The sequence below is a fragment of the Streptomyces canus 299MFChir4.1 genome (genome assembly GCF_000383615.1).
In the GTDB taxonomy this organism is placed as follows: Bacteria; Actinomycetota; Actinomycetes; order Streptomycetales; family Streptomycetaceae; genus Streptomyces; species Streptomyces canus_C.
In genome coordinates, this window is the sequence record NZ_KB911597.1 from 33717 (window position 1) to 56745 (window position 23029).

Here is a 23029-nt window from a genome sequence, read left to right on the forward strand (position 1 = left end):
ACCACCCGTCATGTACCTGCCCGAGCGACACCTGTGTCTCGGGCCGGTTTCGTTTCCGGATGATGTGGAGACCCCATGTCCCAGCCGCGTTCCAGACGTTCGCTACCTTCAAGAAACCGTCTGGCGCTCGCCGTGCCCGTCGTGCTGTCCCTCACGGCCTCGCTCGGCTTCCTCCCGTCGGCCGCCTCGGCCGCGCCCTCCTCGCAGGCCACGGCTCAGACCGCGGACGCGACGAACCTGTCGTACGTCGTCAACACCAAGGTGGACCACCGCACGATCGCGTCGGTGAAGAAGGCGATACCGGCGGCCGGCGGCACCGTCGTGATCGCGTACGAGAAGATCGGCGTGGTCGTCGTCCGCTCCTCCGCCCCGGACTTCGCCCAGAAGATCCGCGAGGTGCGCGGCGTGCAGTCGGCCGGCGCCACCCGCACCGCGCCGCTGGCTCCTGCGGGCACGACGGACGAGGGCGCGGTCCAGGTCCTGTCGGACGCGCAGGCCGCGAAGCTCGCGAAGGCCTCGGCCGCCGCGCCGGACAGCGAGCCCCTCGAAGCCGACCAGTGGGACCTGCGCGCGATAGGCGCCGACAAGGCCGCCAAGATCAACCCGGGCAGCCGCAAGGTGACCGTCGCCGTGATCGACACCGGCGTCGACGACACCCACCCGGACATCGCGCCGAACTTCTCCGCCGCCCAGTCGGCCAACTGCGACGGCGGTGTCCCGGACACCAGCCCGGGCGCCTGGCGGCCGTACACCGCGGACGACTACCACGGCACGCACGTGGCCGGCGAGATCGCCGCGGCCCGCAACGGCATCGGCGTGGCCGGGGTCGCGCCCGGCGTGAAGGTGTCGGCCATCAATGTGACCGACCGGAGCAACGGCCTCTTCTATCCGGAGAGCGTCGTGTGCGCCTTCGTGTTCGCGGCCGACCACGGCGTCGAGATCACGAACAACAGCTATTACGTTGATCCATGGCTGTACAACTGCATGGACGATCCAGATCAGCGGGCCATTGTTGACGCGGTCAACAGGGCGCAGCAGTACGCGCAGAAGAAGGGCACGCTCAGCCTGGCGTCGGCGGGCAACTCCAACGACGACCTGGACTCCGACGCGATCGTCGACGCCTCGAGCCCCGACGACTCGACGGCGGTGGAGCGGACCGTCGACCCGCACGAGTGCTTCGACGTACCGACGCAGCTGCCCGGTGTCGTCACGGTCAGCGCGACGGGCGTCAAGAACCTCAAGTCGTACTACTCCTCGTACGGCAAGGGCGTCATCGACGTCGCGGCCCCCGGTGGCGACCGGCTCTACCAGATCCCGGACACGCCCTCGCAGAACGGCCGCATCCTGTCGACCCTGCCGAACGGGCAGTACGGCTTCCTTCAGGGCACGTCGATGGCCTCGCCGCACGCCGCGGGCGTCGCCGCGCTGCTCAAGTCGACGCACCCCAAGGCGAGCCCGGCCCAGTTGCAGGCGCTGCTGAAGGCGCAGGCGGACGCCACGAGTTGCCCGGCCTCGTACGACCAGGACGGCGACGGCACGCAGGACGCGGTGTGCGAGGGCGGCGCCCGCGTCAACGGGTTCTACGGATTCGGCATCGTCAACGCGCTGCGCGCGGTCAAGTGACCCGACGCCTCCGCGATTTCGCCCGACCCGGCACCACTCGCACGGCACTACCCGCCTGGACCGCTCACACCGAGAACGAACTGGAGAGATTCGCATCATGACTGGGCCCCACCCGCGCTATCGGCGCACACTCGCGATCCCGCTCGGTATGGCCATCGCGACGGCCATGGCGTTCCTGCCGGGAGCCACGGCGTCCGCGACCGGCCTGTCCAGCACCGCTGCCGTCGGCCCCGGTGCCGTCAGCGACGTCCTCGCCTCCGCCGCCGCGGACGGGACGGCGCTCAGCTATGTCGTCAACGTCCGCCCGGGGCACGGTCCTTCCGCCCAGGTGAAGAAGGCCATCGGCAAGGCCGGCGGCACGATCGTGACGTCGTACGACCAGATCGGCGTGATCGTCGTCCACTCGTCGAACCCCGACTTCGCGAAGACGATCCGCAAGGTCCGCGGGGTCGAGTCGGCGGGCAACACGCGCAACGCGCCGCTGCCCGCGCAGTCGACGACCGACGAGGGCACGCCGAAGGCGCTCAGCTCGACGCAGATGGCCGCCGCGCAGACCGCCGCGGCGGCCGGCCAGGACCCCCTGGAGTCGCTGCAGTGGGACCTGCCCGCCATCAAGGCGGACAAGGCGCACGAGAAGTCGCTGGGCAGCAGCAAGGTGACGGTCGCCGTGATCGACACCGGCGTGGACGACACCCACCCGGACCTCGCGCCGAACTTCGACCGGGCCGCGTCGGTCAACTGCGTGACGGGCAAGCCGGACACCAGCGACGGGGCGTGGCGGCCGAGCGCCGAGGAGAGCCCGCACGGCACGCACGTGGCCGGTGAGATCGCGGCCGCCAAGAACGGTGTCGGCATGACGGGTGTGGCGCCCGGCGTGAGGGTGGCGGGCATCAAGGTGTCGACCACCGCGGGCTACTTCTACACGGAGGCCGTGGTCTGCGGCTTCATGTGGGCGGCCACGCACGGCGTCGACGTCACCAACAACAGCTATTACACCGACCCGTGGTACTTCAACTGCACCGACGACCCGGACCAGAAGGCCCTCGTGGACGCGGTCACCCGGGCCTCGCGGTACGCGGAGAAGCGGGGCGTGGTCAACGTCGCCGCGGCCGGCAACGAGAATTACGACCTCGCGGCCGACGAGATCACCGACCCGGTCTCGCCGAACGACGGCACGCCCTCGGACCGGGTCATCGACCCGTCGGAGTGCTTCGACATACCGACCCAGCTGCCGGGTGTCGTGACCGTCGCGGCGACCGGCGCCAAGGGCATCAAGTCGTCCTTCTCCAACCACGGCCTGGGCGTCATCGACGTCGCCGCGCCCGGCGGTGACTCGACGGCATACCAGACGCCCGCGCCGCCCGCGACCAGCGGTCTGATCCTGGGCACGCTGCCCGGCGGCAAGTGGGGCTACATGGCCGGTACGTCGATGGCCTCGCCGCACGTCGCGGCCGTGGCCGCCCTGATCAAGTCGACGCACCCGTACGCCCCGCCGGCCCTGGTGAAGGCGCTGCTGTACGCCGAGGCCGACGCCACGCCGTGCACCGACCCGTACGACATCAACGGCGACGGCAAGGTCGACGCGGTGTGCGAGGGGTCCAAGAACCGCAACGGCTTCTACGGCTGGGGCACGGTGGACGCCCTGGACGCCGTGACGAAGTAGCGGTACAGGACGATCAAGGCTCGTCCATATATTGATTCAGTCAATACTGCATAGTGCAGTCATGACTGGAATCAAGTTCGTGGTGCGGGAGGGCGCTCTTCAGGGGCGCCTTCCCGTGCAGAAGCTGGCGCGGACCTGTGTGGCCGAGTGCACGCTGGCCGCCGCCGGACTCGCGGCGCGGCGGGCCGGCCTCGCCGAGGTGCCGGTAGCGCGGGTGGACGACGGGGCGGTCGCCACCGCCTTCCTGAGCGAACGACACCTGTTGATCAATGGTCGCGCGCCGGTCAACTTCGCACCGCTGTCCCGGTTCTGGCGGACGGCGGACGGCTGGGTACGCACCCACGCGAACTACCCGCACCACCGGGCGCGGCTGCTCGACGCCCTGGGCGTGCCGGACGACACGGCGGCCGTCGAAGCGGCGCTCGCCGAGCGGTCCGCCCTGGAGGTCGAGGAAACCGTGTACGCGGCCGGGGGTCTCGCCGTCGCCCTGCGTTCCCCCGCGGAGTGGGCCGCACACCCGCAGGCCGCCGACATCGCGAAACGGCCCCTGGTCGAACAGGGGCGGCTGGACACGGCACGCGTGCGTGCCTTCGCTCCGCCGGACACCTCTCCCCTGCTGCCGGCCGCCGGTCTGCGCGTCCTGGACCTGACAAGGGTGCTCGCGGGCCCGGTCGCCACCCGCACGCTCGCCCTGCTCGGCGCGGACGTCCTGCGCCTGGACGCGCCCCGGCTTCCCGAACTGGCGGACCAGCACGCCGACACCGGTCTCGGGAAGCGGTCCGCGACGCTCGACCTGGCCACCGACCGGCAGACCTTCGAGGAGCTGCTCGCGGCGGCGGACGTGGTCGTCACCGGGTACCGGCCGGGCGCCCTGGACCGGTTCGGACTGTCCGCCGAGGCGCTGGCGGAGCGGCGGCCCGGGGTGGTCGTCGCGCAGTTGTCGGCGTGGGGCGCGTACGGGCCCTGGCGTGAACGGCGAGGGTTCGACAGCCTCGTCCAGGCGGCCACCGGGATCGCGGTCCTGGAGGGCTCGGCGGAGCGGCCGGGCGCGCTGCCCGCGCAGGCCCTCGACCACGGGACGGGCTATCTGCTGGCGGCTGCCGTGCTGCGGGCGCTGACCGAGCAGGCGGACGAGGGCGGGAGCCGGTTCGTGCGGCTGGCGCTCGCGCGGACGGCCCGGTGGCTGACGGACGGGGTGGACGGCAGGGACGGCAGGGGCGACAGGACTGACATGGTCGCGGGGGACGTCGAAGGCCACTCGGAGGACGTCGAAAGCGACTCCTACGACGGCCCGGCACCCTGGTTGTCGGAGACGGACAGTGCGCTGGGACGGCTGCGGTACGCACTGTCGCCGGTCTCTTTCGAGGGCGGCCCGGCGGACTGGGACCGGCCGCCGGTGCCGTGGGGGAGGGATGCCGCGCGCTGGCACTGAGCGGGCCTGAACCGGCAGGGACACCGGAAGCGTCCGTATGGGTGGAATGCTGTACGACCACTTGTTTTCCCGCAGTTGCCCGGTTCTGTCCACTGTGGTCAAGATCGTGGGGTGAGCTTGACCAGACCCACCTCCGAGGTGACCGACGCGCGCGGCACCTCGCGGCGTCCCGGCACCGGTCGGGCGGTCGCCGTCCTCGCCCTGGCCGTACTGGCCGTGGCGATCCCGTTGCTCGGTCCGTCCGCCGCGCTGCACGGCACCGGGGAGGCCGCCGCGCCCGGGACCGGTGGGGTGGCCCTGCTGCGGACGGTGCTGTTCGCGGCGTTGTGCGTGCCACTGGGCGAGCTGTTCGTGCGCCGGACGGCCCGTTCGGTGCCCGGTGCTCCCCCGGCCGCCCCGCGCTCCTGGGCTCCCTGCGCGGCCGCCGCCGGGTTCCTCGCCGCGCTGGGTCTGGCCTCGGTCGTGGCGACCGGCAATCTCGTGCCCCACAGCCTCTCCGAGATCGATGTCGGCGGCCTGTACGCCTCGCGGGACGGCAAGGTGGCCCTGCTGGAGGTCAACGCGTTCCTGATCGCCGGTCTGTGTGCCCGCTCGGGCCGCCCGGCCGTCCAGGTGTGGCCCCTGTCCGCCGTGGTGGTGGCGGAGGCCCTGCGCGCGCATCCCGCGACCGAGCACAGTCCCCTGGTCGGCTCCGGGCTGACGGCGGTTCACCTGACCTGCGCGGCGCTGTGGGCGGGCGGACTGCTGCACGTGCTGCGGACGCTGCGCCGGTGGGGTCCCGGAGAGCCGGGCGCGGCACTGCTCGGGCTCTACGCGCGCGTGGCGGCCGTTCTGCTCGCCGCCATCTCCGCTACCGGTGTGTGGAGTTCGCTGCGCCGGATGCCGCCCGGCACGATCCTGGAACAGCTGACGGACACGGCCTACGGACGCACTCTGCTCGCCAAGGTGCTCCTCGTGGCGGTCGTCGCCGCGCTCGCCCTGTGGGCCCGGACCCGGCTGCGGCGCGCCCCCGACCCGCTGACCGCCTGCGCCCCCGCGCGCGTGGAGGTCGTCGCGCTGGGGCTGGTGGTCGTGGTGTCGGGACTGCTTACGGCGCTGCCGCTGCCGATCCGCTGGTAGAGCCGCCCGGTGACGGTCAGTTGGTGACGAGGACCTTGAGCGCGGTGCGCTCGTCCATCGCCTTGTAGCCGAGGGGGACGCCCTCCAGGCCGACGGTCATGTCGAAGACGGGTGAGGCGTCGACGGTGCCGTCCAGGACGTCGGGGAGCAGCTCGGGAATGTAGGCGCGGACCGGTGCGACGCCGCCGCGCAGGGCGATGTTCCGGTCGAACATGACACTGAGGTCGACGCCGGTGCCGCTGCCGTGCGGCACACCGACGAAGCCGATGGCGCCGCCGTCGCGGGTGATGTTGACCGCCGTACGCATGGACTGTTCGGTGCCGACGGCCTCGACGACGGCGTGTGCGCCCTGGCCCCGGGTGAGTTCACGGACGGCCTCGACGGCCGCGTCCCCGCGCTCGGCGACCACGTCGGTGGCGCCGAAGCGGCGCGCGATGTCGGTGCGGACCTGGTGGCGGCCCAGGGCGATGATCCGTTCGGCGCCGAGCCGCTTGGCGGCGAGCACCGCGCACAGGCCGACGGCTCCGTCGCCGACGACGGCGACCGTGGCACCCGGGCGGGCTCCGGCGCCGAGGGCCGCGTGGTGCCCGGTGCCCAGGACGTCGGACAGGGTCAGCAGGGAGGACAGCAGGTGGTCGTCGGAGGCCGCCTCCTTGGGCAGCCGTACGAGGGTCCCGTCGGCGAAGGGGACGCGGACGGCCTCGCCCTGGCCGCCGTCGTAGCCGACGGAACCCCAGAATCCGCCGTGCTCGCAGGAGGTGGTCAGGCCCTCGCGGCAGTAGTCGCAGACGCCGTCGGACCACATGAAGGGCGCGACGACGAGATCTCCCCGCCTGAGGGTGGCGACCTCGGAGCCGGTCTCCTCGACGACGCCGAGGAACTCGTGGCCGATCCGCTGCCCCGGCCGCCGCGCCGCCTCGCCGCGGTAGGCCCACAGGTCGCTGCCGCAGATGCAGGCGCGCAGCACCCGGAGCACGGCGTCGGTGGGCAGTTGCACCACGGGCTCGGGCACGTCCTCCACGCGCATGTCGTAGGGGGCGTGGATGGTGGTGGCGCGCATGGCAAGGGTCCTTCTCGTGCGAGGTCGGGCTGCGCTCAGGGGGTGGTCGAGCGCGGGGTCGGGCGCTTGGTCGAGCGCACCTCACCGTACGTCGCCATCGGACCCGGGCGCGCTTCGAGGGCTCGCAGGGTGCCGCCGGCCAGCAGGAACTGCGCGGCGACGTACGTGAGCATGATCCAGAACTCGGGCCGTGGGAGCTGGGGCCAGTCGGCGACGCCGGTGGCGATGAGGGTGTCGGAGAGGAGGAAGAGCGCGCCGCCCAGTCCGGCTCGCGCCCCGAACCGCACGGCCGACGCGCACGCCATCGCCGTGAGCAGCACGCTGTAGCCGGCGACGGGCACGCGCAGTCCGGCGGGCAGGTCCGGCCACAGCGCGACGACGGTGACGGCGAGGGCGGTGGCGTAGGCGGGCGCGAGGAGACCGACACGCGCGCGTGGGCGGCCGTAGGCCTGGAAGAGCGCGAGGTAGCAGACATGGCCGGCCGCGAAGGAGGCCATGCCGGCGAGGAAGGCGGGGTCGGCGTCGGACAGCAGCAGGACGTCGCCGCCCCAGCCGCACAGGAGGGCGCCGACCAGGAGCCGGGGCGCCCCGGACGCGACGCAGTACGCGGCCAGGAGGGGCATCAGGAGGGGTTTGGCGACGGTGTGGCCGGGAGCGAAGCCGACGGCCAGGGAGGTGAGGTCGACGGCGCCGGTGAGGGCGAAGACCGTGAGGAGTGCGTGGCGGGCGGCGTGGGTGCTCGGGGTTCTCACGCGGGCACGGTTTCCCCGGCCGTCTCCGGCAGCGGTGCGGGTGCCCAGCCCGGCCCCCTGAAGACGCGGCCGGCCCGCTCGCGCCAACTCCGTGCCTTCTTGATGTCCTTGAGAATCGCTACGTACTCATGAGTGGCCACCTTGATCGGGTTGAACGTGTTGATGTTCTTGGTCAACCCGTAGACAGGCCGTTCGGTCTCGGCAACGAACGAGCCGAAGAGCCGGTCCCAGACGATGAGGATGCCGCCGAAGTTGCGGTCCAGGTAGCCGCCCTGGGAGGCGTGGTGGACGCGGTGGTGGGACGGGGTGTTGAAGACGGACTCGAACCAGCGGGGCATCTTGTCGATGCGCTCGGTGTGGATCCAGAACTGGTAGACGAGGTTCGCCGAGGAGCAGAAGGCGAGCGCGGCCGGGTGGACGCCGGCGGCGACGAGGGGAACGTAGAACGGCCAGACGGTCAGGGTCGTCCAGGGCTGGCGCAGCGCGGTGGTGAGGTTGAACCTCCGGCTGGAGTGGTGGACGACATGGCAGGCCCACAGGATGCGGATGACGTGGTGGCCGCGGTGGGACCAGTAGTAGAAGAAGTCCTGCCCGAGCAGCATCAGAGGGACCGTCCACCACAGGACGGGGACGCGGAGCGGGGTGAACTCGTACAGGGCGGTGTAGACGGCGACGATCGGGATCTTCCAGAAGAAGTCGAAGAAGAGGCTGCCGAGTCCCATGCCGATGCTGGTGGCGGCGTCCCTCGTCTCGTAGCCGGCCGCGTCCTCGTCCGGATGGATGCGGACGCTGATGATCTCGATGACGGTGAGCAGCACGAAGGCGGGGATGGACCAGACCACGACGTCGGGGAGGTTCGGCATGCGTGCACCGTAGAACCGCCGGCCGGGCACGGCTAGACGAGTAGTTCCGATTGCGGGGTTCTCAGACGTAGGGAGGGTGTCCAACATCGGGTTGTGACGACCGATTTAGACACCCTCTTGACGGCACTGTACGTGCATGTCGATGACCGTTTGAAGACCCCGCGCTGGCGCGGGCGCCCGCCTCGGCTGACCGACGCGGAACTCGTGACGCTGGCGGTGGCCCAGGCCATCCTGGGCTTTCACTGCGAAGCCCGCTGGCTGCGCTTCGCCCACGCGCATCTACACGGCCTGTTCCCCTATCTGCCCCAGCGCCCGGCCTACAACAAGCGTTTGCGGGCCGCTCTGCCCCTGGTCAAACGTGCCATCCGATCCCTGGCCGCCGACACCGACCTGTGGCTCGACCCGCTGTGGATCGTGGACTCCACCCCCGTCGAGTGCGCCCGCTCCCGCGAAACCGTGCGCCGCTCCGACCTCGCCGGCTGGGCGAACTACGGCTACTGCCGCTCCCACTCCCGCTTCTACTGGGGCCTGAAACTCCACCTCGTGTGCACCCCTACCGGCCTGCCCGTCACCTGGGCCCTGGCCGACCCCAAGATCGACGAACGACAGGTCCTGGCCGCACTCATCGACAACGAGCCGGACCTGGCCGCCACCCGGCCCGGCCTGCTGATCCTGGCCGACAAGGGCTACATCGCCGCCGAACTCGACCGCTTCCTTGACACCCACGGCGTCCAACTGCTCCGGCCCTCCTACCGCAACCGAGGCATCCCGCACCCGGCCGAACCCCTGCTCAAGACGGTCCGCCAACTGATCGAGTCGGTCAACGACACCCTCAAGGGCCAGCTCGACCTCGAACAGCACGGCGGACGCACCATCGACGGTGTCGGCGTCCGAGTGGCCCAGCGGATCCTGGCGATGACCTGCGCAATCTGGCACAACCGCACCACCGGCGCACCCATCACCAGGTCACTGATCGCCTACGACCACTAAGCGACATCGGAACTACTCGTCTAGACGTTGTTACCCACAAGTATTACCGGTGGTACGCGCTTGCTTCTTGGCGATCTCCGCCAAGGGCGCGGGTGCCGGGCAGGCGGATCGCGGGGGGCGCACGCCTCGCCGCCGGAGCACGAACGGCTGGCCGACCGCCCGCCCGGCATCCAGGTCCGCCGCGCACAACCGCTGATCAACTACCGGGCCCGGTGGGCGACTTGGCCTCCACCCCGTACGGGACGGTACCAGGCGAGTCCCGGCGAGGAGCGGCTAGATCCCCGCCGCCCCCAACAGCGACCCCACCCCGTAAGTGACCCCCATAGCCAGCACCCCGCCCGCCACATTCCGCACCACCGCCCGCCCGGGCGGCGCCGTCCCCAACCACGCGCTGCTCCACCCCGTCAGCACCAGCGCCGCCACCACCGACACCACGGTCACCGGCACCCGCCACCCCGACGGTGGCAGCACCATGGCGAGGAGCGGCAGCAGCGCCCCCACCGTGAACGCCAGGAAGCTCGCCCAGGCCGCGTGCCAGGGGTTCGTGAGTTCGTCCGGGTCGATGCCGAGCTCCACGCGTGCGTGCGCCCGGAGTGCGTCACGTTCCGTGAGTTGCCGCGCCGCCTCACGGGCCACGTCACGGGACAGGCCGCGTTCCTCCAGAAGCTCCGTCAACTCCTCCAGCTCCGCCTCGGGCTGTTCGCGGAGCTCCCGTTTCTCCACGGCCAGCGCGGCCATCTCGGAGTCGCGCTGGGTCGACACGGACACGTACTCCCCGGCCGCCATGGACATCGAGCCGGCCAGCAGGCCCGCCAGACCCGCCGTCAGCAACGCCGCGCGGTCGCTCGTGGCGCCGGCCACGCCGACGACGAGGCCCGCCGTGGAGACGATGCCGTCGTTCGCGCCGAGGACCGCCGCGCGCAGCCAGTTGAGACGGGCGCCGAGCCCACCACCGTGCGCCTCGCCGTGCACCGGTCCACTCACACCCTCTTCGGTCATCCCCGGAGGATCGCACCCCGGTCCTCGCGAGCCGCGCACCGACGCCGCCGTGAGGGACTGTCAGTCGTGGCCCGTATCCTCATGAACCATGCTCGAAGACCAGACGACCGCAGCGTCCTCCCCCACAGCGTGGCCGACCGCGTATCCGCAGGGATACGCGGTCGTCGACGTGGAGACCACCGGCCTGGCCCGCGACGACCGGATAATCTCCGCGGCCGTCTACCGACTTGACGCCCGCGGCGAGGTCGAGGACCACTGGTACACGCTGGTCAATCCGGAGCGCGACCCGGGCCCCGTGTGGATCCACGGGTTGACGAGCGACGCGCTCGAAGGCGCCCCTCTCTTCCAGGACGTCGCCGACGAGTTCTCGGCCCGTCTCGACGGCCGCGTGCTCGTCGCGCACAACGCCGTCTTCGACTGGCAGATGATCGCCCGCGAGTACGCGCGCGCGGGCCGGGTCGCGCCGGTGAGCCAGCGGCTGTGCACCATCGTCCTGTCGAAGGAGCTCGGCCTGCCGCTGCCCAACCACAAGCTGGAGTCGCTGGCGGCCCACTTCGGTGTCGTACAGCAGCGGGCGCACCATGCCCTCGACGACGCGCGCGTGCTGGCGGAGGCCTTCCGGCCGAGCCTGCGGGCCGCCGCCGCGCGCAGTGTGCGGCTGCCGCTGCACGAGTGCCGGCCGCTGACCGAGTGGACGGACCGGGCGGTGCCCCGGCAGTCGGCGGGCTACGGCGGCTACCGGACCACCAGTTGGCGGCCCACCCGCAAGCGGCCCGCGTGCCCCTACCCCAACCCGGGGCGGTTCGAGGACGGCAAACCACTCAAACAGGGCATGCGGATCGCCTTCTCCGGGGACACCTCGATCGAGCGCGACCTCCTGGAGGACCGCGCGATCGAGGCCGGGCTGCATGTCGCCACCAGCATCTCCCGGCTGACCAGCCTGCTCGTCACCAACGACCCGGACTCGGGCACGTCCAAGGTGGTCAAGGCCCGGCAGTTCGGCACGCCGGTCGTCGACGAGGCGGCCTTCGGGCAGCTTCTCCGGGATGTGGAGCCGGCGTCGGAGGGATGACCGTACGGAAGGGTGACCGGGCGGAAGGAATGACCGTACGGAGCGAATGGGCCGTACGGAGGGGACGGCCGTACGGAACGCACCGTCGCGTCGGTCACACAGCCGACCCGACCTTGTCCACGATGCCGGCCTTGCCCTCCGCGCGGGCACAGTGCGCGCCGCAGAACCAGTGACCGTCCACCTCGACGCCCTGGCCGATGATCTGCACCCGGCAGTGCTCGCAGATCGGTGCCATGCGGTGGATCGCGCAGGCGAACGAGTCGAAGACGTGGCGTGCGCCGTCCTTCGTCTCGACGGTGAAGGCCAGCTCGTAGTCGTTCCCACACACTTCGCAACGTGTCATAAGCCGAATCGTCGGGGGCGCGGCCTGCCCTCGCAAGCCGAGAGCGTCGCTCGGGTGGGATCGGCGACGGGGGCCGAGCACACCCCTGTGGGAACACCCCGCGGTCCGAGTTGTACGGTCGTGGGGTGTACCGCTTCCTGTTGTCCCGGCAGTGGGTGATCCTCACGCTGGTCGCCCTGCTCCTCATCCCCACGATGATCAGGCTGGGCATCTGGCAGATGCACCGCTACGAGATGCGCACCGCCCGCAACCAGCTGGTCTCCGACGCGCTGACCGCGAAGCCGGTGCCCGTGGAGCGGATGACCTCGCCCGGACACACGGTCACCACCCACGACCGGTACCGCCGCGTGATCGCGAAGGGACACTTCGACACCGCCGACGAGGTCGTCGTCCGGCGCCGCACCAACTCCGACGACGAGGTCGGCTACCACGTCCTGACCCCGTTCGTCCTCGACGACGGCAAGGTGCTGCTGGTCAACCGGGGCTGGATCCCCGCGAACGGTCCGAGCCAGACCGCGTTCCCGAAGGTCCCCGCCCCCCCGCAGGGCGAGATCACCGTCACCGGACGGCTGATGCCCGACGAGACGACCGCGGCGAGCGGCATCAAGAACCTCAAGGGGCTGCCGGACCGCCAGGTCATGCTGATCAACAGCGAGCAGGAGGCCGAGCGGCTCGGTGCCACGGTGCTCGGCGGGTACATCGCCCAGACGGCACCCGAGCCGAAGGGTGACAGCCCGGAACTGATCGGCGGCAACCCCGGCAAGGAGGACGCCGCGCTGAACTACGCCTACGCCATCCAGTGGTGGCTGTTCTCCGTCGGCGTTCCGATCGGGTGGGTCGTCCTCGTGCGGCGCGAGCTCCGTGACCGCCGGGAGAAGGCGGAGCGGGAAGGCGCTGCGCAGGCGGAGCCGGCCGCGGTGTGACCCACCGGCCCGGCAGCAGGTGCGGCTGGCCCTGCTCGGCGCCGTCACTCCCCCGGCCCCACCCCTGATTGCCCGCACGGCCGGCCGGGAAACCGCACAGCGTGCACCCCCGTATCGAGGACTACGCCCTCATCGGCGACGAACAGACCGCCGCCCTGGTCGGCATGGACGGCTCCGTGGACTGGCTGTGCCTGCCCCGCTTCGACTCGGCGGCCTGCTTCGCCAGACTGCTCGGGGACGAGGAGAACGGCCACTGGCGGATCGCTCCGAAGAACGCTGACCGGTGCACGAGGCGCGCCTACCGCCCCGACACCCTCGTCCTGGACACCGAGTGGGAGACCGACGAGGGCGCGGTGCGCGTCACCGACCTGATGCCGCAGCGCGATGTCGCGCCCGACGTCGTACGCGTCGTGGAAGGGCTCCGCGGCCGGGTCACCGTGCGCAGCACGCTCCGGCTGCGCTTCGAGTACGGCTCGATCGTGCCGTGGGTGCGCAGGGCGGACGGGCACCGGGTGGCCATCGCGGGACCGGACGCGACATGGCTGCGCAGCGAGCCCCCGGTGCGCACCTGGGGCGAGCACTTCGGGACGCACTCGGAGTTCACCGTCGAGGCGGGCGAGAAGGTCGCGTTCGTCCTCACCTGGCATCCCTCGCACGAGCCGCGTCCCCCGCTGATCGACCCCTTCGAGACGCTGGAGAGCAGCGTGGCCGACTGGCAGGCGTGGGCGGCGCGCTGCCGCTACGACGGTCCGCACCGGGACGCCGTGGTCCGTTCCCTGATCACCCTGAAGGCGCTCACCTACCGGCCGACCGGTGGCATCGTGGCCGCGGCCACCACCTCGCTGCCGGAGGAGATGGGCGGGGTGCGCAACTGGGACTACCGCTACTGCTGGCTGCGCGACTCCACCCTCACCCTGGCGGCCCTGGTGCAGTGCGGTTACCTGGAGGAGGCCGAGGCCTGGCGGGACTGGCTGCTGCGCGCGGTCGCCGGCGACCCGGCGGACCTCCAGATCATGTACGGCGTGGCGGGCGAGCGGCGACTGCCCGAGTTCGAGCTGCCGTGGCTGTCCGGCTTCGGCGGCTCCACGCCGGTACGCATCGGCAACGAGGCCGTGAAGCAGCTCCAGCTGGACGTGTACGGCGAGGTCATGGACTCGCTGTCGCTGGCACGGCGGGCGGGCCTGCCCGCCAAGCCGCACATGTGGTCCCTGCAGAGCGTCCTGCTGGACTTCCTCCGCTCCTCCTGGCGGCAGCCGGACGAGGGGATCTGGGAGGTGCGCGGCGGCCGCCGCGACTTCGTCCACTCGAAGGTCATGGTGTGGGTCGCCGCCGACCGCGCGGTGCGGGCCTTGGAGGCCTTCCCGGCCCTGAAGGGCGCCCCGGACGGCTGGCGCGCGCTGCGCGACGAGGTGCACCGCGAGGTCTGCGAGAAGGGCTACGACCCCGAACGCAACACCTTCACCCAGTACTACGGCTCACGCGAACTCGACGCGTCCCTGCTGCTGATCCCGCGCACCGGCTTCCTGCCGCCCGACGATCCCCGGGTGGTCGGCACCATCGACGCGATCCGCGCGGAGCTGGAACACGACGGACTGGTACGGCGGTACAGCGCCGAGGAGACCCCCGTCGACGGGCTGCCCGGCGGCGAGGGCACCTTCCTGGTGTGCTCGTTCTGGCTCGCCGACGCCCTCCACATGACCGGCCGCACAAAGGAGGCGCGGGAGCTGTTCGAACGGCTGCTGGGGCTGGCCAACGACGTGGGGCTGCTGTCCGAGGAGTACGACCCGGTGGCCGGCGTCCAGCTCGGCAACTTCCCGCAGGCGTTCAGCCACATCGGTCTGGTGACCACCGCCCTCACCCTGTACGGGGGCGAGGGGGCAGGATAGGAGCCATGGATCTTGGACTGAAGGACCGTGTGTACGTCGTCACCGGAGCGACCCGGGGGCTCGGCAACGCGGCCGCGCGTTCTCTGGTCGCGGACGGGGCGAAGGTCGTGGTGACCGGGCGGGAGGAGACGCGAGCGCTCGCCGCGGCCGCGGAGTTGGGGCCGAACGCCGTGGGCGTGGCCGTCGACAACGCCGATCCGTCGGCGCCCGAGCGGCTGATCGCCACCGCGCGCGAGCACTTCGGCGGCTTCGACGGTGTGCTCATCAGTGTCGGCGGGCCCCCGCCCGGTTTTGTCGCCGACAACACGGACGAGCAGTGGCAGTCCGCGTTCGAGTCGGTGTTCCTCGGGGCGGTCCGGCTGGCTCGGGCGGCCGCGGCGGAGCTGGCGGCGGGGGGTGTCATCGGGTTCGTGCTCTCCGCGTCGGTGCATGAGCCGCTCCCGGGGCTGACCATCTCGAACGGACTGCGGCCCGGTCTCGCGGGGTTCGCGAAGTCCCTCGCGGACGAGCTGGGGCCGCGCGGGATTCGGGTCGTCGGGCTCCTGCCGTCGCGCATCGACACGGATCGGGTGCGCGAACTGGACGCGTTGTCCGCGGACCCGGAGGCGACTCGGGCTGCGAACGAGTCCCGGATTCCGTTGCGGCGGTATGGGACGCCGGAGGAGTTCGGGCGGGTGTCGGCGTTTTTGCTGTCGCCGGCTGCTTCATATCTGACCGGGGTGATGCTGCCTGTTGATGGGGGCCTGCGGCACGGTTTTTAAGGTGCGGGCCGGTGGAGGCTGGTCGCGCCCACGCGGCGGAGCCGCACATTGATACAGCCCCGCGCCCCTGAAAGCCCTTAACTCACCCTTTCCGCCTTGTGCTTGACGCCGGTCATGCGGACCTCGGCCGGAAGCGAATCGAGCCCCGCTGAATCGCGAGCGTGCGCCAGGGCCTCTGCCGTCAGATAGCTCAACGTTGTTCCGGGGTCCACGTGCGGTTCCAGGTGGAGGCGTACGTGGGTCTCCGGGGCGTCCGGACGGCCTTTCAGGCGTGCCTGGGCTCGCTGTACGCCGTCCAACTGGCCCGCGTCGCTCGCCAGTACGCCTTCCAGGGCCCGGCCCCTCAGGAGCGCGCCCTCGCCGTCGCCCGTGCTGACGCGCACCTCCGTGAGCCGGCGCCTGCGCAGCACCGACGTCAGCCACCACAGGGTCAGGAGCACCACGAGCGCCAGTGCGGCGATGACCGTCGGCCACCACCAGCCCTCGCCCTCCCAGCGGGTGCGCTCCGCGTCGCTCAGCAGGACGTCCTTCTTGCCGTCGTGGATCCACCAGGAGGGCGGGTCGAGGCCGAGGCCCACGGCGAGCACCGAGCCGCCGACGACCAGGAGCACCAGGCCCACCAGGCCGATCAGTACGCGGTTGACGGTCCTGGACATCGCCCTCAGCCCTTCTTCCCGGTCGTTCGCGCCACGTGCACCGACAGGGCGGGCGGCCGGGCCAGTCCCAGTCCCCTGATCGCCTCGGCAAGGGTGGCGTCCAGGTCGGCGCGTACGTCGTCCAGTTCACGGAAGTGGGAGACCGTGCGGATGTCGGCCTTCCGCCGCCTCATGCGTACGCGTGCGGACTGGACGCCGGACACCTCCATGGCCCGGTCGCGCAGCACCATGGCGGCCGCGTCGCGGTGCAGGCCGGCGCGGACGTCGGGGTGGGTGCGGCTCATCGGGAGGAGGCGGCGCAGACCCGGTGTGACGGCCAGGACGATCAGCCACAGGCCCAGGGCCGCGGCGACACCGGCGCCGATCAGGACCCAGATGTCGTCCAGGGGGCGTTCGGCGAGCTGCGCGGAGAGTGCGCGGCGCCAGTGCATGCCCGGCCGGTCGGCCCGGACGGCCGCGATGTCGTACAGGAAGATCCCCGCGACGAGCAGGAGCAGCACGGCGACGATCCCGGCCGGAACCCTGCGCGCCGACCAGAAACGGCGTGCGCCGCCGCCCGCCTCCGCCTCCGGTACGGGTGGTGGTCCGTACGCCGTCGCCGACCCGGACTGCTCGCGCTGGTCCGGTTCCGCCGCCCGCTCGATGACCGGCAGTCGTTGTGTGGTGCCTTCGGAGCCCTGGGGCTCGCTCATCGCGTCCTCCCCTGTGCCGCGCCGTGCGTCTGTGCCGAATACAGCCGCTCCACCTGGACGGCGACCTCCGACACCTCCATGCCCACCAACGCGACTACCCGCTCGACCACGTGCTGACGCACCCCTCGGCACCGCGCGCCGATGTCGCACGGGTAGTCGAGTTCGAGGTGCATGCGGATGCGGGCCACTTCGTGGTGGACGACGACGGTGGCGTGCGGGCGCCCGGCCTCGGCGGGGAGCTTTCCCAGCGCCTCACGGGCCGCCTGTCCCGCGACCTTGGCGACCACCCGGTCGGCGATCCTCGTCGACCCTCGCTCACCGGGCGGAACGCGGGTCGCGGGCAGGGGCCCGCGGAGCCCGTCCGCCGTGCCGCTCTCACTGCTCACGGACGTCATGGCCGCCGGTCGCGTCGGTCGTCACGGGTACGGAAGAAGTCGCCGATCTCCAGGTCCCCCTCCAGGAACCGGCCGACGACGAAGCCGATGGCGCCCAGCGCCGCCACCAGCAGGAAGGCGCCGAACCCGCCGAAATATCCTGCGAAGCCCAGCGCCATGCCGGCGATCATGCCGACCACGGCCATGCTCATCGTGCGCTCCCTAAAGGTCCTTCACGGTGTGGTGCGGCTACTGGAGTCGGGACTCCGGCTCCTCGTCCTCCTCGTCGGGGAGCTTCACATCGCTCACCGCGACATTGACCTCGACGACCTCCAGGCCGGTCATCCGCTCCACCGCGGCGATGACGTTCTCCCGCACGGCCTTGGCCACGTCGGAGATCGAGACGCCGTAGTCGACGACGATCTCCAGGTCGAGCGCGGTCTGCACCTCACCGACCTCGACCTTGACCCCGCGGGTGGCGGACTTCGAACCGCCGGGCACCCGGTCGCGTACGGCCCCGAAGGTGCGGCTCAGACCGCTGCCCATGGCGTGGACGCCGAGGACGTCCCGTGCCGCGAGTCCGGCGATCTTCTCCACGACACCGTCGGCGATGGTGGTGCGCCCTCGGGTCGCCGGGTCGCCGCCGCCGCGTTTGGTGGTCTTCCGCAGTTGCGCCTGCTGCTCCACCTCGGTGCTCTGTGTCATGTCGGTCATCGCGTCACCCCTTTCACTCGTCCTCCTTCGACCACCGTAAGCGCGGTGGCGCGATCGCGCGCCGGAGATGCGGCAGGCTGGAGGAATGACGGCGGAGCAGTGGGCACGGACGGTGCGGCATCAGCTGGGGCTGGGCAGACTGCTGCCCCTGGGCGGACCGCGTGACGGCGCGTGGATCTCCGAGGAGGCGGCCGGGGCGGTGCTGCGGGCCGCCGCCGAGGACCTTCGGGGCGTACGGCTGGGCGCGGTGCGCCTCGGGCTCGCCCGTCCGGAGGAGGCGCCCGAGCCCGCCGTACCGCCGCCTCCGAGCGCGCTGCCGCCCGGTCCGCTGCGGCTCGCGGCGGAGTTCGAGGCCACGCCCGCGGAGCCGCTGCCGGTGGCGGCGGAGCGGCTGCGCACCGCACTGGCCGGGGCGGCGGCCGGGCTGCTGGGGCTGGAGCTCGACGAGGTGGATCTTCGAGTGACGGCCCTGCTGGACGAGGACGCCGAACGTTCCCCCGTACGGGTGCCCGAGCCGCCGCGTGCCGCGGAGGCGGGGCCCGGCGAGGAGACCCTCGTGGCCGTCGCCGCCCTTGCGGTGCCCGGGGTGGGCCTGCTGACCGGGGTGCTGGGGCGGCCGGTGTACATCGAGGACCGTGAGACCGGGGACGGCTCGCTTCCGCGCCGCCATGTCCGCGTCGAACTGGCGGCGGGCGCGGACCGCCGGGCCCTGGACGTGGCCCGGGAGGTCCGCGCCGCCGTGGGAGAGGTGCTGGCGGACCGGCCGACGGTGACCGTGCTGGTGACGGCCGTGACGGTCTAGGGTCCCGTCCGCCGGACAGGTCCTAGTCGCCGACTCCGGCGAGGTCCCGCAGCCGTCGGGTCTGGGCCGCGCGCTCGGCGCCGCGCTGCTCGTCGTAGGTGCGGTCCTGGGCGCCGCGCAGCAGCGCCTTGGTCTCGACGACCGCGTCGCGGGGGGCGGACAGGAGTGCGGCCGCCAGGTCGTGCACGGCGGCGTCGAGCTGGTCCAGGGGTACGGCGACGTTGGCGAGGCCGGTGCTCACGGCCTCCTCGGCCGTCACGAAGCGCCCGGTGGCGCAGATCTCCAGCGCCCGGGCGTAGCCGACGAGGCCCACCAGGGGGTGGGTGCCGGTGAGGTCGGGCACCAGGCCCAGGCTGGTCTCGCGCATGGCGAACTGCACGTCGTCGGCGACGACACGCAGGTCACAGGCGAGGGCCAGCTGGAAGCCCGCTCCGATGGCATGCCCCTGCACGGCGGCGATGGACACGACGTCACTGCGCCGCCACCAGGTGAAGCCCTCCTGGAACTGGGCGATGGCGGCGTCGAGTTCGGCGTCACCACTGCGGGCGAGGTCGATGAACGACGGCTCGCCCTCGATCCCCTCCGGCGTGAACATCTGCCGGTCGAGTCCGGCGGAGAAGGACTTGCCTTCGCCACGCAGCACCACGACCCGGACGGAGCCCGGCACCAGCCGGCCGGCCTCGGCGAGCGCGCGCCACAGAGCGGGGCTCTGGGCGTTGCGCTTGGCGGGGTTGGTCAGCGTCACCGTGGCGAGGGTGTCCTCGACGGTGAGCCGTACGCCGTCCTTGTCGAGCAGGGGAACGAGTTCCCGGCCATCCTGGCTGGACGTCGCCATGGGGCGCCTCCGATGAGTGCGGTCATCCTCCGTGCCGCAGGACGGCACAGCTAAGTGACTGCACAGTAACCACCCGGTCAGTCAGCCGACCGACCGGGTGGCCACCATCGAAGCCGATGGGCCGCCCGGATCAGGACGATGCGGCCTTCTTGCCCCGCGTCGCTCCGCCACGCCCACGAAGCGTGACGCCCGATTCGCTGAGCATCCGGTGCACGAAGCCATACGAGCGGCCGGTTTCCTCGGCCAGTGCCCGAATGCTCGCACCGGAGTCGTACTTCTTCTTCAGGTCTGCCGCGAGCTTGTCGCGCGCGGCGCCGGTTACCCGGCTGCCCTTCTTCAGAGTCTCGGCCACCCGTGCCTCCTCATGGGAAGTGCGCTCTGGTTCTCTCATGATCACCCCTCCAGGCGTTCATGGCCACCCATTCGGCAAGGTCCGTAAGACATGGTTTTGACGACAGGAGCGGGTCCCCACATACGGAATCCGGGATTCCACCCGGGCGCGTTCGTACCGCCGAACGGGTTCCTTTGTGAAAGGCCAGGTCAGAGACGCACGACGGCCGAGCCCTTGTCGATAAAGGACTCGGCCGCGAAATCGGTGTAGGACACACCTCGGTACGAGGAGATCTCACACAGATGATGGATCACCGGTGGGCCGAATGATCCATACGCCGTTGATCACTCATTCGATCAAGCGGCACCGACGGGTCAGGCGAGCGCGACGAGGTCCGCGTAGTCCGCGCCCCACAGATCCTCGACGCCGTCCGGCAGCAGGATGATCCGCTCCGGCTGGAGCGCCTCCACCGCGCCCTCGTCGTGGGTGACCAGGACGACCGCGCCCTTGTAGGTGCGCAGCGCGCCGAGGATCTCCTCGCGGCTGGCCGGGTCGAGGTTGTTGGTGGGCTCGTCGAGGAGGAGGACGTTCGCCGAGGAGACGACCAGGGTGGCGAGCGCCAGACGGGTCTTCTCGCCGCCGGAGAGGACCCCGGCCGGCTTGTCGACGTCGTCGCCGGAGAACAGGAACGAGCCGAGTGTCTTGCGCACCTCGACGAGGTCGAGGTCGGGGGCCGCCGAGCGCATGTTCTCCAGGACCGTGCGCTCGGGGTCGAGGGTCTCGTGCTCCTGGGCGTAGTAGCCGAGCTTGAGGCCGTGGCCGGGCACGACCGCGCCGGTGTCCGGCTGCTCGGTCCCGGCGAGCAGCCGCAGCAGGGTGGTCTTGCCCGCGCCGTTGAGGCCCAGGATGACCACGCGGGAGCCCTTGTCGATGGCCAGGTCGACGTCGGTGAAGATCTCCAGCGAGCCGTACGACTTCGACAGTCCCTCCGCCATCAGCGGGGTCTTGCCGCAGGGCGCGGGCTCGGGGAAGCGCAGCTTGGCGACCTTGTCCTGCTGGCGCACCGCGTCGAGTCCGGCGAGCAGCCGGTCGGCGCGCTTGGCCATGTTCTGCGCGGCGACCGTCTTGGTCGCCTTGGCGCGCATCTTGTCGGCCTGCGAGTGCAGGGCGGCGGCCTTCTTCTCGGCGTTCTGCCGCTCGCGCTTGCGGCGCTTCTCGTCGGCCTCGCGCTGCTGCTGGTAGAGCTTCCAGCCCATGTTGTAGACGTCGATCTGGGCGCGGTTGGCGTCCAGGTAGAACACCTTGTTGACGACCGTCTCGACCAGGTCGACGTCGTGGGAGATCACGATGAATCCGCCGCGGTAGCTCTTGAGGTAGTCGCGCAGCCAGATGATCGAGTCGGCGTCGAGGTGGTTGGTCGGCTCGTCGAGGAGCAGGGTGTCGGCGTCGGAGAAGAGGATCCGGGCCAGTTCGATACGGCGGCGCTGACCACCGGAGAGGGTGTGCAGGGGCTGGCCCAGCACCCGGTCGGGGAGGTTCAGCGCGGCGGCGATGGTGGCGGCCTCGGCCTCGGCGGAATAGCCGCCCTTGGTGAGGAACTCCGTCTCCTGGCGCTCGTACTGCCGCATGGCCTTCTCGCGGGTGGCGCCCTGGCCGTTGGCGATGCGCTGTTCGTTGTCGCGCATCTTCTTGAGCAGGATGTCCAGGCCGCGCGCGGAGAGGATGCGGTCGCGGGCGAGGACGTCGAGGTCGCCGGTGCGGGGGTCCTGAGGGAGGTAGCCGACCTCGCCGGAGCGGGTGATCTGGCCGGCGGCGGGGATGCCCTCGCCGGCCAGGCACTTGGTGAGGGTGGTCTTCCCCGCGCCGTTGCGGCCGACCAGGCCGATGCGGTCGCCCTTGGCGACTCGGAAGGTGGCGGACTCGATGAGGACTCGGGCGCCGGCGCGCAGCTCGATACCGGAGGCGGAGATCACGGACAGACTCCAGGGCGGATTCGGGATTGACGGGTGGGCGGCTGAGGACGTTCCCGCCGTCTAATGCGCGAGGAGAATGGCCATGGGCCAAGTCTAACGGGGGCGTGCAAGCACTTTTTCTGGGTTCGGGTGTTCGGTTGGTCTCCCTCCGGGTATCCGGTCGGTTCCCTTGCCGGCCCTCGTTCGGACGCGTGTCCGAGGCCGGAAAGGGGCCGCCGGGCGAGAATGCCCTGCGGGGGGGCCGGTGAGCGCGGAGGACGGTGTCCATGCAGTTCGACGACGACGCCAGGTTGGACACCTCCGAGGTGCAGGACGTGCGCGGCAGCCGTGTCCCAGGCGGGATGGCGACCATCGGCGGGGGCATCGGCGGGCTGATCGTCCTGCTCGTCGGTCTCTTCCTCGGCGTCGGCCCGGACCAGCTCGGGCTCACCGACGGCGGCGGACAGCCGGCGGCCACGGCCTCCGGACTCACCGAGGTCGAGCGGAGCTGCCGGACCGGGCAGGACGCGAACACACGCGACGACTGCCGGACGGTGGCGGTGGTCAACAGCGTGCAGGACTACTGGGACCAGGAGTTCCAGCGGCGCAACGGTACGTACACCCGCTCCCCCACCTTCTTCTTCAGCGAGCAGGTCGGCACGGCGTGCGGCTCGGCGACCTCGGCGGTCGGCCCGTTCTACTGCCCGGGCGACCGCCGGGTCTACCTCGACCTCGGCTTCTTCGACGAGCTGCGGTCCAAGTTCGGGGCCAGCGGCGGGTCGTTCGCGCAGGCGTACGTGGTGGCGCACGAGTACGGCCATCACGTGCAGGACCTGACGGGCACGCTGAGCCGCTCGCAGGACGGGCGGACCGGCGCCGACAGCAACTCGGTGAAGGTGGAGCTCCAGGCGGACTGCTACGCCGGGGTGTGGGCGCGGCACGCGACCACGACGAAGGACGAGTCGACGGGCCGGCCGCTCATCACGAACCTCACCGACGCGGACATCGCCGACGGCCTGGACGCGGCGGCGGCCGTGGGCGACGACCGGATCCAGGAGCGGTTCCAGGGGCGGGTGACACCGGAGTCGTGGACGCACGGGTCGGCGCAGCAGCGGCAGAGCTGGTTCCGGCAGGGCTACGAGTCCGGCGACATGGCGCGGTGCGACACCTTCCGGTGAGGATCACGC

General features: G+C 71.4%; 24 protein-coding genes. 11 read left to right on the forward strand and 13 right to left on the reverse strand.

Translation table 11 applies throughout. The annotated features are described in order from the left end of the window. Nucleotides 1-75 precede the first annotated feature (75 nt). The 4 genes from H293_RS0129075 (at nt 76) to H293_RS0129090 (ending at nt 5837) form a co-directional block, all read left to right on the forward strand. Complete coding sequence (locus H293_RS0129075; protein WP_028808286.1) at nt 76-1623, forward strand: S8 family serine peptidase; 1548 nt, start codon at nt 76-78, stop codon at nt 1621-1623. A gap of 97 nt (nt 1624-1720) precedes the next feature. Then, entirely contained in the window at nt 1721-3286 is a 1566-nt protein-coding gene (locus H293_RS0129080) for a S8 family peptidase (protein ID WP_028808287.1), read from the forward strand. A gap of 61 nt (nt 3287-3347) precedes the next feature. Then, the gene (locus tag H293_RS0129085; protein ID WP_020121344.1) at nt 3348-4718 is read left to right on the forward strand and encodes a CoA transferase; all 1371 of its coding nucleotides are present in this window, start codon (nt 3348-3350) and stop codon (nt 4716-4718) included. A gap of 111 nt (nt 4719-4829) precedes the next feature. Continuing rightward, nucleotides 4830-5837, forward strand: coding sequence for a CopD family protein (locus tag H293_RS0129090; protein ID WP_020121345.1), 1008 nt, complete (start codon nt 4830-4832; stop codon nt 5835-5837). Nucleotides 5838-5853: 16 nt separating this feature from the next. On the opposite strand, the gene H293_RS0129095 is transcribed toward H293_RS0129090, so the two are convergent. The 3 genes from H293_RS0129095 to H293_RS0129105 are packed head-to-tail and all read right to left on the reverse strand — an operon-like array spanning nt 5854 to nt 8512. Further along, on the reverse strand, nt 5854-6897 hold the full coding sequence (locus H293_RS0129095) for a zinc-dependent alcohol dehydrogenase family protein (protein WP_020121346.1): 1044 nt from the start codon (nt 6895-6897) through the stop codon (nt 5854-5856). Between the two features lie 35 nt (nt 6898-6932). Continuing rightward, nucleotides 6933-7649: a lysoplasmalogenase gene (locus H293_RS0129100; protein WP_020121347.1), complete on the reverse strand. Its 717-nt coding sequence runs from the start codon at nt 7647-7649 to the stop codon at nt 6933-6935. Further along, the gene (locus tag H293_RS0129105; protein ID WP_020121348.1) at nt 7646-8512 is read right to left on the reverse strand and encodes a sterol desaturase family protein; all 867 of its coding nucleotides are present in this window, start codon (nt 8510-8512) and stop codon (nt 7646-7648) included. The genes H293_RS0129100 and H293_RS0129105 overlap by 4 nt, the downstream gene beginning before the upstream one ends. 93 nt (nt 8513-8605) lie before the next feature. On the opposite strand from H293_RS0129105, the gene H293_RS0129110 reads away from it, so the two are divergent. Then, entirely contained in the window at nt 8606-9502 is an 897-nt protein-coding gene (locus tag H293_RS0129110; RefSeq protein ID WP_028808289.1) for an IS982 family transposase, read from the forward strand. A gap of 273 nt (nt 9503-9775) precedes the next feature. Here the strand turns inward: H293_RS0129110 and H293_RS0129115 are convergent, their stop codons facing one another. Further along, entirely contained in the window at nt 9776-10501 is a 726-nt protein-coding gene (locus tag H293_RS0129115) for a VIT1/CCC1 transporter family protein (protein ID WP_020121350.1), read from the reverse strand. An 88-nt stretch (nt 10502-10589) separates the two neighbouring features. Between H293_RS0129115 and H293_RS0129120 the strand changes: the two genes are divergently transcribed. Then, nucleotides 10590-11573 (forward strand): DEDDh family exonuclease, encoded by a 984-nt coding sequence (locus tag H293_RS0129120; RefSeq protein WP_020121351.1) that lies wholly within the window; start codon nt 10590-10592, stop codon nt 11571-11573. 94 nt (nt 11574-11667) lie between these two features. Here H293_RS0129120 and H293_RS0129125 read toward each other — a convergent pair whose 3' ends face one another. After that, the gene (locus tag H293_RS0129125; RefSeq protein ID WP_028808291.1) at nt 11668-11916 is read right to left on the reverse strand and encodes a hypothetical protein; all 249 of its coding nucleotides are present in this window, start codon (nt 11914-11916) and stop codon (nt 11668-11670) included. A gap of 125 nt (nt 11917-12041) precedes the next feature. Here H293_RS0129125 and H293_RS0129130 point away from each other — a divergent pair, with 125 nt between their 5' ends. The 3 genes from H293_RS0129130 to H293_RS0129140 all read left to right on the forward strand — a co-directional run bounded on the left by H293_RS0129130 (nt 12042) and on the right by H293_RS0129140 (nt 15486). Beyond that, nucleotides 12042-12839 (forward strand): SURF1 family cytochrome oxidase biogenesis protein, encoded by a 798-nt coding sequence (locus H293_RS0129130; RefSeq protein WP_020121353.1) that lies wholly within the window; start codon nt 12042-12044, stop codon nt 12837-12839. 101 nt (nt 12840-12940) lie between these two features. Next, nucleotides 12941-14725: a glycoside hydrolase family 15 protein gene (locus tag H293_RS0129135; protein ID WP_020121354.1), complete on the forward strand. Its 1785-nt coding sequence runs from the start codon at nt 12941-12943 to the stop codon at nt 14723-14725. 5 nt (nt 14726-14730) lie between these two features. Further along, nucleotides 14731-15486 carry an SDR family oxidoreductase gene (locus H293_RS0129140; RefSeq protein ID WP_020121355.1) on the forward strand — a complete coding sequence of 252 codons (756 nt, stop codon included), beginning with the start codon at nt 14731-14733 and terminating at the stop codon, nt 15484-15486. A gap of 77 nt (nt 15487-15563) precedes the next feature. Here the strand turns inward: H293_RS0129140 and amaP are convergent, their stop codons facing one another. From amaP to H293_RS0129165, 5 genes are read right to left on the reverse strand one after another with little or no spacing between them, the layout of a single operon-like run. Then, on the reverse strand, nt 15564-16142 hold the full coding sequence (gene amaP, locus H293_RS0129145) for an alkaline shock response membrane anchor protein AmaP (protein ID WP_020121356.1): 579 nt from the start codon (nt 16140-16142) through the stop codon (nt 15564-15566). Nucleotides 16143-16147: 5 nt separating this feature from the next. Beyond that, complete coding sequence (locus tag H293_RS0129150) at nt 16148-16834, reverse strand: DUF6286 domain-containing protein (protein WP_020121357.1); 687 nt, start codon at nt 16832-16834, stop codon at nt 16148-16150. Beyond that, nucleotides 16831-17229, reverse strand: a complete 399-nt coding sequence (locus tag H293_RS0129155; RefSeq protein ID WP_020121358.1) for an Asp23/Gls24 family envelope stress response protein — start codon at nt 17227-17229, stop codon at nt 16831-16833. The genes H293_RS0129150 and H293_RS0129155 overlap by 4 nt, the downstream gene beginning before the upstream one ends. Next, entirely contained in the window at nt 17226-17420 is a 195-nt protein-coding gene (locus H293_RS0129160) for a hypothetical protein (RefSeq protein ID WP_020121359.1), read from the reverse strand. Before H293_RS0129160 ends, H293_RS0129155 begins: the two co-directional genes overlap by 4 nt. Nucleotides 17421-17457: 37 nt before the next feature. Then, nucleotides 17458-17922 (reverse strand): Asp23/Gls24 family envelope stress response protein, encoded by a 465-nt coding sequence (locus H293_RS0129165; protein WP_020121360.1) that lies wholly within the window; start codon nt 17920-17922, stop codon nt 17458-17460. Nucleotides 17923-18007: 85 nt separating this feature from the next. Here H293_RS0129165 and H293_RS0129170 point away from each other — a divergent pair, with 85 nt between their 5' ends. Continuing rightward, nucleotides 18008-18724, forward strand: coding sequence for a hypothetical protein (locus H293_RS0129170; RefSeq protein ID WP_020121361.1), 717 nt, complete (start codon nt 18008-18010; stop codon nt 18722-18724). 22 nt (nt 18725-18746) lie between these two features. Here the strand turns inward: H293_RS0129170 and H293_RS0129175 are convergent, their stop codons facing one another. The 3 genes from H293_RS0129175 to H293_RS0129190 form a co-directional block, all read right to left on the reverse strand. Next, a complete protein-coding gene (locus H293_RS0129175; RefSeq protein ID WP_020121362.1) occupies nt 18747-19559 on the reverse strand; it encodes an enoyl-CoA hydratase/isomerase family protein in 813 nt (270 codons plus the stop codon). A 130-nt stretch (nt 19560-19689) separates the two neighbouring features. Further along, nucleotides 19690-19911: a helix-turn-helix domain-containing protein gene (locus H293_RS0129180; protein ID WP_004002281.1), complete on the reverse strand. Its 222-nt coding sequence runs from the start codon at nt 19909-19911 to the stop codon at nt 19690-19692. 353 nt (nt 19912-20264) lie between these two features. After that, nucleotides 20265-21863 carry an ABC-F family ATP-binding cassette domain-containing protein gene (locus H293_RS0129190; RefSeq protein WP_020121364.1) on the reverse strand — a complete coding sequence of 533 codons (1599 nt, stop codon included), beginning with the start codon at nt 21861-21863 and terminating at the stop codon, nt 20265-20267. 266 nt (nt 21864-22129) lie between these two features. On the opposite strand from H293_RS0129190, the gene ypfJ reads away from it, so the two are divergent. After that, the gene (ypfJ, locus tag H293_RS0129195; protein WP_020121365.1) at nt 22130-23020 is read left to right on the forward strand and encodes a KPN_02809 family neutral zinc metallopeptidase; all 891 of its coding nucleotides are present in this window, start codon (nt 22130-22132) and stop codon (nt 23018-23020) included. Nucleotides 23021-23029: the final 9 nt, after the last annotated feature.